Source organism: Micromonospora sp. NPDC047753, from assembly GCF_040642735.1.
Lineage (GTDB): Bacteria > Actinomycetota > Actinomycetes > Mycobacteriales > Micromonosporaceae > Micromonospora.
The window spans coordinates 1-15,396 of sequence record NZ_JBEYSL010000114.1 but is presented as its reverse complement, the minus strand read 5'-3'; the positions used below and the strand labels follow the sequence as shown (position 1 = coordinate 15,396).

Here is a 15,396-nt window from a genome sequence, read left to right as displayed (position 1 = left end):
TCGGTCCACGGCATCGCGGCGGTCAGCGTCCGAGCGCTTCACGAGTCTGGTGCGATCCGGTTGTCCAGCGCGTCGGCCAGGCACTCGTACCGAACAGGGCAGCTCCGGCAGATCCGCTTCGCCACGTTCTGTTCGGCGCCCTGTACGAACAACGCGTCCGGGTCCCCGTTCTGACATGCCGCCAGTGACGGCCAGTCAGTGATCATGCCCATGTGTACACGTCCCCCCTTGCAGTACCTACCGACCTCGTCGATGCACGTCAGCCGGCAATTCCCCCCGATCGCCCGGCCTGCCTTCCCCAAGGCGGCGCGGACGACATCTGGCGCTGTCGCCGCCCCCATCATGCTCCGTAGTCGACTGATTACGCAACGTTGTCGACGAAATCCATCATTTCGGACAGTCCCGGCTTCCCGGGCCTTCGACCGCCGGTTACCCCGCCGAGGTCAGCGATAACGCTGCGCCGCCCCACTGAATCGGAGGAGACTCACGCCAGGTCACACGCAACCAAGTAGCGGGGGTCGTGCGTTTAGCACAACGAGGGCAGCGCGCGCAGGAAATGGGGAAAGAACGCCCCAGCGCCCCTCGTTCCCTACTCGCGTACCCTGTCGAGGTGACCTGGATGCGGAAACGTGACCACAATGTGCTGACCAACGCCGCATCGCTACTCGTGTGTGGCCTGCTGGCCGGCGTGGTGGTCGCTGCGGCGGCCTTCCCCGCGGTAGCGATGTCCGGCCTGGCCGCGAAGGCCGGCGCCGAGACGTTCGGTGCCCTACCCACGGAGCTGACGGTGGCCCGCGCGCCACAGATCAGCTACCTGATGGCAGCGGACGGCAAGACACCGCTCGCGACGATGTACGACGAGAACCGACGGGACGTCAAGCTCGCCGACATCTCGCCGTTCATGCAGAAGGCCATCATCGCGGCCGAGGACCATGACTTCTACAAGCACAACGGCGTCGACATCAACGGTGTCGCCCGTGCGTTCGTCAACAACCAGAGCGAAGGCTCCGGCCGACAGGGCGCATCGACGCTGACCATGCAGTACGTCCGGCTGGCCATCGCGTACTCGGCCACCCACCCGGCGGACGTCGTCGCGGCGACCGAGGACACCAGCGCCCGCAAGCTGCGCGAGATGCGGTTGGCCCTCCAGGTCGACAAGGAATTCTCCAAGGACGAGATCCTCACCCGCTATCTCAACCTCGCCTCGTTCGGCAACGGCGCGTACGGCATCTACGCCGCCAGCCAGGTCTACTTCGGTAAGCCGCCGAGCAAGCTGAAGATCGAGGAAGCGGCGTTGCTGGCCGGCATGGTCAAGGCGCCCACGACGAACGACCCGACCACCGAACTCGGCTACCCGCTCGCGCTGGATCGCCGCGACTACGTCATCCAGAACATGGTCGACATCAAGGCCATCTCCCAGCAGGAGGCGGACGTCGCCAAGGCGACCAAGCTGGTGGTGAAGGACAAGCGCACCCCGAACGGCTGCGTCGCCGCCAACGTCAACAGCTGGGGCTTCTTCTGCGACTACTTCTACCGCTGGTGGATGGATCAGGAGACGTTCGGCTCGACCAGGTACGACCGGGAGCGCCGGCTCAAGAGCGGCGGCTACACCGTCGTGACCTCGATCGACGTCCAGGCGCAGCGCGCCGCGGACAAGGCGGTCCGTAAGGCCAAGAGCGAGAACAGCAAGGAAGCCGCGATGGTCGCGGTCGTCGAGCCGGGCACCGGCCGGGTGCGGGCGCTCGCGGTCAACCGGCAGTTCAAGCTCGACGACCCGAAGAACCCGAAGAACAAGATCTCCAGCGATCCCGCGAAGAGCAAGAAGAAGATTCGGGGCAACTACCCGGCGACTGTCAACCCGCTGCTCACCGGTGGTGACGGCATCACCGGCTACCAGGCCGGGTCGACGTTCAAGATGTTCACCATCGTCGCGGCGCTGGAAAAGGGCATCCCACTCAGCTACTCGATGAACGCGCCGAAGCAGTTCAAGTCGGAATACATCATCCGCCCTGGTCCGGCAGCCTGCCCGGGGACCAGTTTCTACTGCCCCACCAACTCGACCGAGAGCATGGCCGGCCCACACAACATGTGGACCGCGTTCGGCCGGTCGGTGAACACCTACTTCGTGCCGCTCCAGCAGCAGGTTGGCGCCGAGAACGTGGTCAAGGCCGCCAAGCGGCTGGGCATCAACTTCCGGTCCGAGGAAGATCTGACTCTGGAGAAGGGCGCGCACCAGTGGGGCGCGTTCACCCTGGGCGTCTCGCAGACCACCCCGCTGGACCTGGCCAACGCCTACGCCACCCTGGCCGCGGACGGCAAGTACTGCGAACCGATCCCGGTGCAGGAGATCCGCGACCCGGAGGGCAACAAGCTGGACATCGCCAACCCGCGCTGCGAGAAGCGGTTCAGCACCGAGGTGGCCCGCGCCGCCGTGGACGCGGCCCGGTGCCCGGTCGGTGACAAGTCGTCGTCCTCCCGGTGCGCGGGGGCGACCGCCGGAAACGTGCGCGGCGACGTCGGTTACCCGGTGGCCGGCAAGTCCGGCACCACCGACTCGGAGAAGACCGCCGCGCTGGTCGCGATGACCAAGCAGTACGCGGTCGCCGGCATCATGGCCGACCCGGACTGGCCGCAGACCAACGTGCAGATGAAGCACGCGGAGAAGGACGGCATCAACCCGCCGGTCTGGGAGACGCTGCGGGACGCGATGAAGGGCAAGCCGAAGGTTGACTTCGACGCGCCGGGTCAGAAGATCTCCCAGGGTGACCAGCGCAGCATCCCCGACGTCAAGTGCGTGTCAGTGGACACCGCGAAGTCCCGGCTCAAGGGCGCCGGCTTCGAACCGGTCGTCTCCAGCGCCAAGGTGCCGTCCTCCTGCAAGGCGGGCGAAGCGGCCGGCACCAGCCCCGACGGACGCACGATCAAGGGTGGCGTGGTCACCATCGAGGTCAGCAGCGGTGGCGGCACGCCGGGCAACACCGACGGCAATCCGGGCGGTCAGCCAGGCGGCCCGCCCGGGGGCCGACCCGGTGGTCGCCCCGGCGGCTGAACCGACGGGTAGGACACAACGGGCGGGCACCCTCAGGGGTGCCCGCCCGTTTCGTCTGTCCGGCTCGGCGGGCGGCTGCGAAACGTCGTGCCGCCCCGCTGACCCTGCCGGAAGTCAGAGACCGAGCTGTCGGCGTACCTCGGCGGCCACCCGACCACCCTCGGCCTGGCCGGCCACCGCGGCCTGGGCCGCCTTCATCGCCGGGCCCATCTGGGACTTGCCGGTGAAGCCGCCCGCGGCGAGCGCCCCCGACACCAGCTCGGTCAGCTCGGCGTCCGAGAGCTGCCTGGGCAGGTAGCGGTCCAGCACCTCACCCTCGGCGCTCTCCTTCGCGGCCTGCTCGGCGCGCCCGGCGTCGGCGAAGGCGGTGGCCGCCTCCCGACGCTTCTTGGCTTCCTTGGTCAGCACCGCGAGCACCTCGTCATCGGTGAGCTCGCGCTTGGCCTTGCCGGCGACCTCGGCGGTGCCGACGGCGGCCAGGGCCATCCGCAGCGTGGAGGTGGTCAGCTCGTCGCGCGCCTTGAGCGCGGTACGCATGTCGGCAGTGAGGCGGTCCTTCAGCGTGCTCATGGACGGTCAAACTACCCTGAACGCCATGCGAAAGCGCACACTATTCCGGCTCGCCGCCGGAACCGCCACGATCGGCGCGGCCACCCTCGCGTACGCGTCGCTCGTCGAGCGCAACATGTTCACCCTGCGGCGGTACGACGTGCCGGTGCTCCCGGCCGACGCGGAGCCGCTGCGCGTGCTGCACCTGTCGGACCTGCACATGATGCCCGACCAGGCGCGCAAGCAGCGCTGGGTGGCATCGCTGGCCGCCCTCGACCCCGACCTGGTGGTGGTCACCGGCGACAACATGGCGCACCCTGGCGCGGTGCCCGGGGTGCTGCGGGCGCTGCAACCACTGCTGGACTACCCGGGCGCGTTCGTGTTCGGCTCCAACGACTACACCGGGCCGGTGCTGAAGAACCCCTTCACCTACTTCCTGCCCGACCGGGAGTACACCGAGGGCGTCGAGCTGCCCTACGAGGAGTTGCGTCAGGTCTTCACCGGCGCCGGCTGGGCGGACCTCAACAACGCCCGGACCATGCTGAAGGCCGGCGGTCGACAGCTCGACCTGGTCGGTGTCGACGACCCACACATCGACCGGGACGACTACCCCTCCGTTGCCGGCGCGGTGTCGTCCTCGGCGGACCTCTCCATCGCGGTGACGCACTCACCCGAGCCACGGGTGCTCGACCAGATGGCGGCGGACGGCTTCGGGCTCCTGCTGGCCGGGCACACCCACGGTGGTCAGGTCTGCGTACCGGGCTACGGGGCGCTCGTGACCAACTGCGGCCTGCCCCGCTCGATGGCGCGCGGCCTGCACCGGTGGCCGGGCTCGGACTCCTGGCTGCACGTCTCCGCCGGCCTCGGCACCCACCCGACCGCCCCGATCCGCTTCGCCTGCCCCCCGGAGGCCAGCATCCTGACCCTCATCCCCCGCTGACCGCTGCGATGCGCTGCCGGCTGCTTGGCCGGTTGCCCGCTTCGCCGCTTTCCCGCTTCATGATTCGCGCACCATCAGGGATGTTGCTGCCTCGGCGCGTCGTAAGGCAGCAACATCCCTGAAGTTGTGCGGATCTTGGCCTCTCCGGGCAGGGTGGGGACGGCGGGGGTACCGAGTTTGACCATCGAGCCGGGTGGGCTACTATTTGTCGGCACGCCTCGGGGTGTGGCGCAGCTTGGTAGCGCGCTTCGTTCGGGACGAAGAGGTCGTCGGTTCGAATCCGGCCACCCCGACCAGAGGCAAAAGGCCAGGTGAGATCTTCTCTCACCTGGCCTTTTTATCTGCCCGGCAGGCTCTCTCGACCGATTCCCGCGCTCCGGCCGCTTGGCTAGCGTCCGCGTATGACCCACCCCTCAGACGCCTGCGCCGTGGATCCAGCCCGACGGCACGGCAGGGGCACCCCTCCTGGTCCGGGTTTCGACGACCGGGAGCACCAACCCGTAGCGACCGGTAACCGGGCTCTCGCCTTCAACCTTTCGACCCTCGCCGGGGTCGTGAGAGGTAACCAATCAAGGCGGGGGCTCATGGCAGTTGACGACGAGCATTTTCGAGAGTTCGTCGAGACGCGCTACGTGGATCTCTTGCGCGTGGCGTACCACCTCACCGGCTCGGCCCAGGACGCCGAGGACCTGGTGCAGGCTGCGCTGGTGAAGGTGATGCGTCGGTGGCGGCGGGTCGACGATCCAATGGCCTACCTGCGGCGAGTCATGATCAACCAGCACATCAGCGTCTGGCGCCGCCACCGGATGCACGAGGTGGTGACGGCCTTCTTCCCCGAGCGGCCCACCCGGGACATGACCGAGACGGTTGCCGAACGGCGCGCTCTCTACGAGGCGATGCGGGAGCTGACACCTCGTACCCGTGCGGTGATCGTGCTTCGGTACGTGGTCGACCTGCCGGAGGCGGAGGTCGCGGCCGCTCTCGGCTGCTCCGTCGGGTCGGTCAAGAGTCGCGCATCACGAGGCTTGGCTCGCCTGCGTCTGACGCTGGCAGCGGATCCAGCACCGACCGGGACGACGAAGATGACGGGGGTGGCACCATGACTGTCGACGATGAGCTGAGCCAGGCCCTGGCCGAGTTGAGCAGGACGCTGACCCCGCAGCCGGACCCGTACGGCCGAGCGAGAGCGCGATTCCGACGGAGCCGGCAGCGACGCCTCGGCGGGCTGGTTCTGGCCCTCGTGGTCTCCCTGGGGAGCACGGCCTTCGCCATCGCCAGCCCGGGCCGGACCACGCAGCCACCACCGGCGCTCCCGTCCGAGTCCATCGCACCCGTCCTGGCGTGGTCGGACCGACTCCTCCAGTCGCCGCCGCGCGGTGCCGTCGCCGGGGACGACAGCTACGTCCGTCAGCTCTCTGAACAGTTGATGGCCGCCCAACGCCGGGGCGAATTCTCCCGCTTGAAGGTGCCGGTGAGCGGGGTGAGGGTCCTCTTCGCCGACGACGTGGACGACCACCGGATCGCGCTCGCCGCCTTCGTCCGCAACCAACCCGATCCGGTCACCGGCTGGCCGAGCGCCGCTGTGTGGCTGGTCGCCGACAAAGGTGCCAGCGCCCGGGAACTGGCCGGCACCGCCGCCATCCGGTCGGTCAGCGACGCCCTGGAACCCTACGAGAGCCTGGCCGTGGACGGTCCGGAGGCGGCACACGTGGCGATCGCCCCGGCCGGATGTGTCTTCCTCAGCTCACCGTTGCCCGACGGCGACACCTTCCGGTGGGCCCTGGAGCCGACCGGGTCCTACCTGGTCCGTACGGCGAAGACCCACCGGCCCGAGTGGTGGCGGGTCGACTGCGGCGCGGTGACCCGCCAGATCTCGCCCGGACCGGGTTCGTTGGCCTCCAAGCCGATCACCGACGCTCAGCTCGCAACTGCGATGTCCCGCGTACGCGGCAGTGTCGAGCAGCAACGCGCCCGGGAGTTGACGTACCAGTGGGCCCAGTCAGAGGGTTACCGACTGACCGCCCTTCCGAGCGTGGTGTGGGGCGGGCACGTTACTGGCCTCCCTACCGGTCCAGCCGACACGTCGCCGGCCGCCGGAGAGCCGTCGGTGCAGGACGGCCAGGTGACGGTCCTGGCTGCGCCCGATGTGGGCGGCGACTGGGTCGGCGAGGTGTCGATCGCCAGCGATCAGCCACGGGCCGACGGCGTGCTCAGCACTGGCACCTCCTTCACCGCTACGGCCGACCCGACCGATCCCGACAGCGTGCTGGCCGTGTCCATCGACGATGACGACGGCGGTGGCGAGGGTCAGCAGTTCCTGCTCGTGGTGACGCCGGCAGCCGCCACCACGGTGCGCGTCCTGCGCGACGGGCAGGAGGTGGCGAGGAGCGCCGTCAGCGGCTCCGGGACGGCCATGCAGGTGCCCCGCCCCACCGCGGGCCTTGTGGTGGAGGCGCTCGACGCGTCCGGCGGGACGATTGCCAGCGGTCCGGTGTCCAAGCAGGGCGCCCGGCGGATAGTCGAAACCGACACCTGGAACCAGGAGTGACCGCGTCCGAGTCGACCGCCGGCACGGTGACGCCTACCGGACACCTCGCCAACAGCCTCCATCGGTGCGCTCAGTCCTGCCGTGCGGTGCGCCTAGTCCTGCCGTTCGGTGCGCTCGATCTCTGCGAACGCGGCGGCCAGGTAGTCGTCCAACGGCACGCTGGTCGTCGTCAACAGGTCGGCCACCAGCAGCGGGGCGTGTCGGGCCAGCGCCGACGCGTCCGGCGGTGACTCGTCGCCGTCGGGGTCGTACACGCCCAACGCGCCGGCCAGCAGGACGAGCACCACGTGCGGGTCGACATCCGAACGCCACCGCGTCGACTCCTGCACGCAGCGGGTCAACACCTGGCGGATGTCGTCGCCGGTCAACCCGTCCGGATGGCTCTCCTCCAGCAGCAACCGGACCACGGCGCCGAGCACCAGGCCGGAACGCTCGTCCGCGGCGAGACCGCCGACCGCTTCGTCGTACGCCTGACCGTCGCGTGCCTGGGCGGCGGCGACGGCCGTCGTCGCGGTCAACGCGATGGCGCGGGCGGTAGCGGGCAGATGTCGCCAGGTGCCGGTCATCGCGCCAGCATCGCAGACCCGACGGACACCGACCGACCGCGATCACAGCGAGTGGATCAACGTGGGATTGGTCACCGAATGGTCCCGGTGACCGCGAGTCGTGGCCAAAACGGTTCGCGCGGCGTCAGACCCACCGAACAGAATGCCGGCATGCTGCGTCGTGCCCTGCCCCGCCGTTCGGAAGCTCGCCGGATCCTTCTCGGCACACTGCTGTCGGCGATCGGGCGGGGTCTGACCCTGCCGTTCCTGTTCATCTACCTGACCGACGTACGCGGGCTCACCGACACCCGCGCCGGGCTCGTCATCGGCTGGTACGGCGTGGTCACCCTGGCGCTGTCGCCGTTGGGCGGGACGCTGATCGACCGGATCGGCGCCCGCCGGGTGGTGGTGCCCTGCCTGCTGATCGAGGCGGTTGGCACCGGCTCGTTGGCCCTGGTCCACTCGACCGGCTCGGCCCTGCTGGTGATGACGGTGGTCGCCATCGGCAGCTCGGCGATCTGGTCCGGGCAGAACACCATCCTCGCGTCGCTGACCGACGACGATGAACGGCAACGCGTCTTCGGGTTGAACTTCGCCCTGCTCAACCTCGGCATCGGCATCGGGGGCATGACCTCCGGCGCGATCGTCGACACCGCCCGGCCCGGCACCTTCCAGGCGATCTACCTGCTGGACGCGGTGACGTACCTGATGCCGGCGCTGATCCTGCTCACCCTGCCCGGGGTGGGCCACCGACTCGGCAAACGTCGAGGCGTCGACGAACCGTCGCCCGGCGGCTACCTGACGGTGCTCCGCGACCGCCCGTTCCGACGGCTGGTGATCTTCGGGCTGATCCTCACCACCTGCGGCTACGCGCAGGTGGAGGTGGGCTTCGCCGCGTACGCGGTGCGCGTGGCGGAGGTGAACCCCCGGGTCGTGGCCTGGGCACTCGCGGCCAACACGGTGATGATCGTGCTCGCGCAGCTGGTGGTCATCCGCCGGATCGAGGGGCGCAGCCGCACCCGGGCGTTGGCAGTGGTGGGTGCGGTATTCGCCGCCGCCTGGTTGGTCCTCGGCGTGGCCGGCCTGGTCAGTGCCGAGAACGCTGTGCTGGCCGCCCTGTGCGTGGTGCTCTGCTCGGCGATCTTCGGCTTCGGCGAGACGATGCTGTCCCCGGTGATGCCCGCACTGACCAACGCGCTGGCCACCGACGAGCTGCGCGGCCGGTACAACGCCATGAGTTCGATGATCTTCGGAATCAGCGGTGTGATCGGCCCAGTGACCGCCGGCCCACTCATCGGCGCCGCCAACGGCATGGTCTGGGTGGCGACGGTGGTCGGCGGCTGCCTGGTCGCCTCGCTGGTCGCGCTCTCCCTGCGCCGGCTGCTCACCGCGGAGCAGGACGGTCTCGCGACGACCACCCCGGCATCCCCCACCCCCACGCCCGCCTCCGCCTGACCCCCAACGCACCCTCCGCCCCGCCCCGCCGTGCACCGCACCTTGCACCAAGATCCGCACAACTTCCCGGAAGTTGGTGCCTCGGGCGCGCGGGAGACAGCAACATCGGAGAAGTTGCGCGGATCCGCCTGATTGAACCCGCCAATGACCTTGTCGCAGACCAAGATCGCGCTCAATCCTGGATGTAGTGGTATCCCGCCGGCACCGATGCCACTACATCCATGTTCGAGCGCGATCTTGCCTAAGGGGGCGTGCGCGGGCAGCCAGGGCGGGCAGCGCGGCGCGGGCAAGCACGACCAAGGACAGGCACAAGCGCGGCCACGCGAGGGCTGGGACGGGTCGGGCCCCGGAGCTGGTGCTCCGGGGCCCGATGTCGCGAAAGTCGGCCGTCAGGCGGCGGGGACCTCGGCGGTGGTGCGGATCCGGTCCAGCGTCGGTGCGGAGACCGGCGACTGGGCGGTCAGGTAGTCGACGAAGGCGTCCAGGTCGATCTGGCCGGTGACCAGGTTCGTGCCGCCGGTGAGGGCGCTGAAGCCGTCGCCTCCGCCGGCCAGGAAGTTGTTCACCGTCACCCGGTAGGTGGCGGCGGTGTCGACGGTGGTGCCGCCGAGGGTGAGGCTGCCCCGGACCACGCGGGTGCCGGCGCACGGGTCGGCGACCGTACCGGTGGTGCCGTTCGGGTCGACCACGTAGCCCACTGTGGCCGACGGGTACAGGGTCCGACCGGTGACGAACTGCTGCTCCAGTACGCAGTAGAGCTGCGTGCCGGTGAGGTCCAGTGTCACCAGGTTGTTGGCGAACGGCTGCACCGTGAACGCCTCCTCGTAGGTGACCGGGCCGGCGTCGAGGTCGGCTCGGACCCCACCCGGGTTCATGAAGGCGGCGACGGCGTTCTGTTCGTCGTCGGTGGCGGCGAGCTGCGCGTCGGCGATCAGGTTGCCCAGTGGCGATTCGCCCAGGCTCGTACCGAAGAGGGTTTCCTGGCTCCGGGTGATCGCCTGGCTGGTCACGCCGACCTGGCGTCCGGCGACCGGGCCGAGCACTGTCTTGTACCGGTTGATCAGCGCGGTCTGCCTCGGGTCCTTGGCGACGTCGCGGGTGACCACGACGTTGTTCGCGGCGGCGGAGATCACGTCTCCGCTCCGGCGATCGATCTTCAGGTCGATGTCGGTGACCAGGCGACCGAACGAGCTGGCACTGGTGACCAGCTTGCCGTTGATGTCGCAGTTGTACGCCTGGTGGGTGTGCCCGCTGACCACCACGTCGATCGACGGGTCCATCCGGTTGGTGATGTCCACGATGGGGCCGGTCATGCCGACGCAGTCGTTGATCCCGCCGGTCGCGGCCTGGGTGCCACCCTCGTGCAGCAGGACGACGATCGCCTGTACGCCCTTGCGGCGCAGCTCGCGCGCGTACCGGTTGGCGGTGTCCGCCTCGTCGGCGAAGCTGAGGCCGGCGACGCCCTGCTGGCTGACGATCTGCGGGGTGCCTTCCAGGGTCATGCCGATGAAGCCGACCTTGACGCCCTGCACCTTGTGGATCGCGTACGGCGCCATCAGCGGCTTGCCGGTGGCGGTCTTGAAGGCGTTCGCGGACAGGTACTGGAAGCCGGCTCCCCGGTAGGGGGTGCCGTCGATGCAGCCGTCCACCGGGTGGCAGCCGCCGTTCTGGATCCGCAGGAGCTCGGCGGCTCCCTCGTCGAACTCGTGGTTGCCGACGCTGGCGTAGTCCAGCCCGGCCATGCTCAGCGCCTCGATGGTCGGCTCGTCGTGGAACGCGGCCGAGAGCAGCGGGGACGCGCCGATCAGGTCGCCGGCGGCGACGGTGATGGTGTTCTTCTTCTTGGCTGCGGCGCGCAGCTCGGCAAGGTGGGTGGCCAGGAACTCGACGCCACCAGCGGTCTGCCCGGCGATGGTGCCGCTGGATCCGCTCGGCGGTTCGAGGTTGCCGTGGAAGTCGTTGAGGGCGAGCAGGGTGACGTCGACCGGCTTCGGCCGCGCGTCGGCTTGCTCAGGGCTGGTGGCGACCGCGCCGAAAGCGGCCACCGCGAGCGCGGTCAGGCCGACAGCGGCCCGACGCATCCCGGGTATGAACATGGATCTCCTCGTGAGAATCGGCGCGTACGGTGCCTGGCCTCTGGGTCGACCGGGGCCGCCGACGGACGCCGTCGAAAGGGTCGCGGATGACGGTGGTTGAGCATGGCCCCCGCCCCGACAGCCTCTCATCCGGACGCCCACCGGTCGACCCGGGCAGCGCATCGGAGCAGCGCGTACGCCGAGGCCGTTATCGATCATCGTTTAACGCGGTCTGCCGGACAACGTCGGACCCAGGGTCTAGAAAGGACAGGGCAGCCTACGAGGAATGGGGACGGCATCGTGAGCGGAACGACACCCGCGGCGGAGCAGGTGCGATCGGTCGACGGCACGCCCATCGCGTTCGAACGGTCCGGTGCCGGGCCGGCGGTCGTCCTCGTCGGGGGCGCGTTCAGCGATCGCAACGCGACCCGCGACCTGGGTGCCGCGTTGGCACCGGATTTCACCGTCTTCAGCTATGACCGTCGCGGTCGGGGCTACAGCGGTGACACCGCGCCGTACGAGGTCGGCCGCGAGATCGACGATCTGGCCGCCCTGCTCGCGGCGGCGGGTGGTTCCGCCGCCGTCTACGGCATCTCCTCCGGGGCCGTCCTGGCCGCCCTCGCCACCGCACAGGGTCTACCGGTGACCAGGTTGGTCATGTTCGAGCCACCGTTCCGGGTCGGTCCGCACGTGGGCGTCGGCAAGGACATCACACCGCAGCTCATCGAGCTGATCGCCAACGACGACCGGGACGGCGCGGTGGAGATCTTCCTCAGCGCCTCGGTGGGGCTGCCGGCCGAGCAGATCAGCGGGATGCGGTCGCAACCGATGTGGGGTGGGCTGACGGCGATCGCGCACACCCTGGTGTACGACGCGATCGTCACGGCCGGCGGGCGACTCCCCGCCGACCGGCTGGCGACCATCACCGCGCCGACCCTCGCAGTGGACAGCACCGGCAGTCCACAGTGGTTGCGGGACGCCAGTCGGGCGGCGGCCGAGGCCGTGCCGGGCGGCCGGTCCGTGAGCCTCGACGGCGGTTACCACGACGTGCCCCCGACGACGCTGGCCCCCGCGCTGCGCGAGTTCCTGCTCGGTTGACCAGTGGCCGCGGAGGCGCGAGCCGGCGGGTCAGCCCTCGGCCAGCGCCTTGTCGACCACTGCGGTGACGGCGTCCGCTGGCCAGGCGCCCGCCACGCCCGGCCGGGCCGCCAGGTAGGTGGCGATCCGCTCGGCGGGCCAGCCGTGCGACTCGCGCAGCCCTCGGGCGATCATGCCGAGGTAGATCGGCGCCGGAGGTCGGCACGGCACGGCTGACGCCCCCTCGGGGGCGGTGAAGGTGAGCATCGGAACACCGTCGCGGCTACCCGGGCAGATCAGCGTCTCGTACCGCCCCGGGCCGAGCGTGGCCCGTCCGTTGGCGACGGCGGCGTCGATGGCCGCGCCGGTCGCGGGGATCAGCTCGGTCGTGTCGCCCAGCGGGCGGTACATCTCCTGGGCCGCGATGTCGGTGAACTGCTCCAGGGTGACCAGGTAGGCGCGGGCCGCGGCCTCGCCCGGCAGGTGCGGGTCGTAGAAGGCCATGCCGCCGGTCCAGGCACCGGACTCGCCGGCGAAGTAGATGCCGCCGGGCAGCGACACGGGCGTCGACCGGCTGGGTGGGCGCCGGTCGCGGCAGCCCGGGTACGTCCGCTTTCCGCCGGGCGGGCAGCCGCCACCGATGTACCAGGCCAGCCGGGCGGCGTGCATGTTCGAGCCGTACGAGACGTACCAGGCCAGCACGACGTAGCCCTTCAGAAGCCGCAGGTCTGCCCGGTGGAGTGGCTGACCTGCACGGTGTGGGTCACGCAGCCGCCAGACTCGACCGAGTGCAGCAGGAAGGCGGTGGGCTCGTGGACCCAACCGATCTGCTCATCGGCGCTCATGGTGAGCGTGCTCTGCTTCCAGGTGCTGGGGGCCACGGTGAGGACCGTGCCCGCGTACGCCGTGGTGACCGGGCGGTGCAGGTGGCCGGCGGCGACCCGGACGACGTGCCGGTGCCGGCCGATGACCTCGGCGAGGGCATCACCGTCGGCGAGCCGGATGGTGTCCGCCGCCGGGATGCCGACCGCGACCGGTGGGTGGTGCAGGAAGAGCACGGCGGGCACCTCGGGCCGCCCGGCCAGCACCCCGTCGAGCCAGCTGAGCTGCTCCTCGCCGAGTTGGCCGCCGTCACTGCCGGGGACGAGCGAGTCGAGCACCACGACCGACACCGCTTCGTGGTCGACGTGGTAGTAGGCCGAGAAGCCGCCGCCGAGCCACGGCGTGCCCCCGAACGCGTCGAGCAGCGACTCCCGGTCGTCGTGGTTACCGGTGGCCAGGTGCACCGGCAGCGGGAAAGCGCCGATCACCTCACGCAGCGCCGCGTACTCCTCGGGCTTCCCGTGGTCGGCCAGGTCGCCGGTGATCACCACACAGTCCGGGCGGGGCCGCAACGCCAGCACCCGACCGAGCGCCCGGTGCAACCCGGCGGCGGGTTCCGCGGCGAGCAGGCCGGTGGTCAGGTGCGGGTCACTGAGCTGGGCGATGAGCACGGGCTCGCCTCCTCGACGCCGGGGTGCTTCAGGCTATCGCCGGGCGCGCCATCCCGGGGGCAGGCGTCCACAGGCCGCGTCCACAGCCTGTGGATAGCACGTGTGTACGAAGGTCGCTGACCCGCCACCGTGAGTACGCTTGATCGAGCGGTTCGGCGTCAGCCGGACCCCTCCCCTACCTGGAACGACGTGCGAGTGGATCATCAGCGAGTCATCCGTGACGTCACCGTCCGCCTGCCGATGGCGTCGAGCACACCCGAGGCGTGTCGGTGGACGGTCACCGCACTGTCCCGCCACACCCCGGCGACCATCTCCGTACTCCTCGCGGCCCACGACCGCCTGCGCTGCGTCGCGGCGACCGGGGCCTGGCAGGTCTTCGCCACGGTCCCGGCACGGACCGGCATCGTCGGCCGGGTGTACGCGACCGGCGCTCCTGCCGTCGTCCCGGACGTCACGGTCGACCCGGACTACCTGCCGGTACGCCCGGACGTGACCGCCGAACTGTGCGTACCGGTGCTGGACCCGACGGGCCGGGCGATCGGCGTACTCGACCTTCAGTGGAGCGAGCCGACGGACCTGGAGCCGTGGCGGGAGACCGCGCAGCGGCTGGCCGACGGGCTCGGTGCGCGGATCGCCGCCCTCGGTGGCCCACCGGTGGAGAGCCGCAGCGAGAAGCTGCTCCGGCACGCGTCCGCGCTCTCCTCCGCGCCGACCGAGGGAGAGGTGATGGGGGCGGCGGCCCGCGCCGCCCGGGAGGTCTCCACGCTCTCCACCGCACTGCTGCTGATCGGCGGCCAGCTCGGCCCGTCCCCGGCGACGCCGAGCGACCTGGAGACCCGGATCCGCGCCGAGCTGGCCGCGGCGGGTCCTGCCGCCCTTGACCGGATGGTCGAGCGGGCGCACCGGTACGGCGCCGGGTACACGCTGGGCGAGGCCGGGCATCCGCCGACCGAGGACTACCGCCCGCTGACCCGGGCGGGGGTACGCACACTGGTCGCCGTGCCGGTCGGGCCCACGGAAGCCGGTGGGGTGCTGCTGGTCGCCGACGAACGCGCACTGCGCCCGGACCCGACCACGGTCAGCCTGATGGAGTTGCTCGCCGGGCAGGCCTGGACGAGCGTGGACCGGCTGCGCACGCTGTCCCGGCTGCGGGAGCAGGCAAGCAGCGACCCGCTGACCGGGTTGCAGCACACCGGCCCGTTCGGGCAGCGGATCGCTGCGGCCACCCCCGGCCGTACGGCCCTGCTGGCGATCGACGTGGACGGCTTCAAGACCGTGAACGACACGTACGGCCACCAGGCCGGTGACCGGGTGCTGGTCGGGTTGGCCCGGGCGCTGGAGGGGGCGCTGCGGCACGGCGACGAGTTGTACCGGATCGGCGGCGACGAGTTCGTCGCGGTGATCGAGGTGAGCCGCCCGGAGGAGGCGGTCCGGATCGCCGAACGGCTCACCGAGGCGGCCCGCCGCATCGGCCGCACGATCAGCGTGGGCGTCGCACTACCCCGCCCCGGCGAAACCCCCGACCGCACCTTGAAGCGAGCCGACCAGGCCCTCTACGCGGTCAAACGCCAAGGCCGAGACGGCGTTCTCCTCTCCGCCGCCTAACCCACGCCCCACGCCCCACGCCCCACGCCCCACGCCCCACGCCCCACGCCCCACGCCCCA

Annotated in this window: 12 protein-coding genes, 1 tRNA gene and 1 pseudogene; 8 read left to right on the top strand and 6 right to left on the bottom strand. The window is 70.4% G+C overall.

Going from position 1 to position 15,396, the window contains the following annotated elements:
* Positions 1-53: 53 nt before the first annotated feature.
* Positions 54-212: pseudogene (locus tag ABZ749_RS12755) on the bottom strand (WhiB family transcriptional regulator); the annotation flags it as partial.
* 407 nt (positions 213-619) lie between these two features.
* On the opposite strand from ABZ749_RS12755, the gene ABZ749_RS12750 reads away from it, so the two are divergent.
* Positions 620-3,049 carry a transglycosylase domain-containing protein gene (locus tag ABZ749_RS12750; protein ID WP_357226928.1) on the top strand — a complete coding sequence of 810 codons (2,430 nt, stop codon included), beginning with the start codon at positions 620-622 and terminating at the stop codon, positions 3,047-3,049.
* A 114-nt stretch (positions 3,050-3,163) separates the two neighbouring features.
* On the opposite strand, the gene ABZ749_RS12745 is transcribed toward ABZ749_RS12750, so the two are convergent.
* Positions 3,164-3,619 carry a GatB/YqeY domain-containing protein gene (locus ABZ749_RS12745; RefSeq protein ID WP_357226925.1) on the bottom strand — a complete coding sequence of 152 codons (456 nt, stop codon included), beginning with the start codon at positions 3,617-3,619 and terminating at the stop codon, positions 3,164-3,166.
* A 25-nt stretch (positions 3,620-3,644) separates the two neighbouring features.
* On the opposite strand from ABZ749_RS12745, the gene ABZ749_RS12740 reads away from it, so the two are divergent.
* From ABZ749_RS12740 to ABZ749_RS12725, 4 genes are all read left to right on the top strand, one after another.
* Positions 3,645-4,538, top strand: coding sequence for a metallophosphoesterase (locus ABZ749_RS12740; protein ID WP_355006006.1), 894 nt, complete (start codon positions 3,645-3,647; stop codon positions 4,536-4,538).
* A gap of 219 nt (positions 4,539-4,757) precedes the next feature.
* A tRNA-Pro gene (locus ABZ749_RS12735) sits at positions 4,758-4,834 on the top strand.
* Between the two features lie 288 nt (positions 4,835-5,122).
* A complete protein-coding gene (locus ABZ749_RS12730; protein WP_355006008.1) occupies positions 5,123-5,641 on the top strand; it encodes a SigE family RNA polymerase sigma factor in 519 nt (172 codons plus the stop codon).
* A complete protein-coding gene (locus ABZ749_RS12725; protein ID WP_357226921.1) occupies positions 5,638-7,086 on the top strand; it encodes a hypothetical protein in 1,449 nt (482 codons plus the stop codon). The genes ABZ749_RS12730 and ABZ749_RS12725 overlap by 4 nt, the downstream gene beginning before the upstream one ends.
* Positions 7,087-7,178: 92 nt before the next feature.
* On the opposite strand, the gene ABZ749_RS12720 is transcribed toward ABZ749_RS12725, so the two are convergent.
* Complete coding sequence (locus ABZ749_RS12720) at positions 7,179-7,652, bottom strand: hypothetical protein (protein ID WP_357226918.1); 474 nt, start codon at positions 7,650-7,652, stop codon at positions 7,179-7,181.
* A 150-nt stretch (positions 7,653-7,802) separates the two neighbouring features.
* Between ABZ749_RS12720 and ABZ749_RS12715 the strand changes: the two genes are divergently transcribed.
* Positions 7,803-9,086 (top strand): MFS transporter, encoded by a 1,284-nt coding sequence (locus tag ABZ749_RS12715; RefSeq protein ID WP_357226915.1) that lies wholly within the window; start codon positions 7,803-7,805, stop codon positions 9,084-9,086.
* A gap of 389 nt (positions 9,087-9,475) precedes the next feature.
* Here ABZ749_RS12715 and ABZ749_RS12710 read toward each other — a convergent pair whose 3' ends face one another.
* Positions 9,476-11,182: a bifunctional metallophosphatase/5'-nucleotidase gene (locus tag ABZ749_RS12710; RefSeq protein WP_357226912.1), complete on the bottom strand. Its 1,707-nt coding sequence runs from the start codon at positions 11,180-11,182 to the stop codon at positions 9,476-9,478.
* A 279-nt stretch (positions 11,183-11,461) separates the two neighbouring features.
* Between ABZ749_RS12710 and ABZ749_RS12705 the strand changes: the two genes are divergently transcribed.
* On the top strand, positions 11,462-12,259 hold the full coding sequence (locus ABZ749_RS12705; RefSeq protein ID WP_357226909.1) for an alpha/beta hydrolase: 798 nt from the start codon (positions 11,462-11,464) through the stop codon (positions 12,257-12,259).
* A gap of 30 nt (positions 12,260-12,289) precedes the next feature.
* Here ABZ749_RS12705 and ABZ749_RS12700 read toward each other — a convergent pair whose 3' ends face one another.
* Together ABZ749_RS12700 and ABZ749_RS12695 are read right to left on the bottom strand one after the other, a co-directional pair.
* A complete protein-coding gene (locus ABZ749_RS12700) occupies positions 12,290-12,940 on the bottom strand; it encodes a histone deacetylase (RefSeq protein ID WP_357226907.1) in 651 nt (216 codons plus the stop codon).
* 11 nt (positions 12,941-12,951) lie between these two features.
* Positions 12,952-13,731, bottom strand: coding sequence for a phosphodiesterase (locus tag ABZ749_RS12695; protein WP_357226904.1), 780 nt, complete (start codon positions 13,729-13,731; stop codon positions 12,952-12,954).
* 195 nt (positions 13,732-13,926) lie between these two features.
* On the opposite strand from ABZ749_RS12695, the gene ABZ749_RS12690 reads away from it, so the two are divergent.
* Entirely contained in the window at positions 13,927-15,336 is a 1,410-nt protein-coding gene (locus ABZ749_RS12690) for a sensor domain-containing diguanylate cyclase (protein ID WP_357226901.1), read from the top strand.
* Positions 15,337-15,396: the final 60 nt, after the last annotated feature.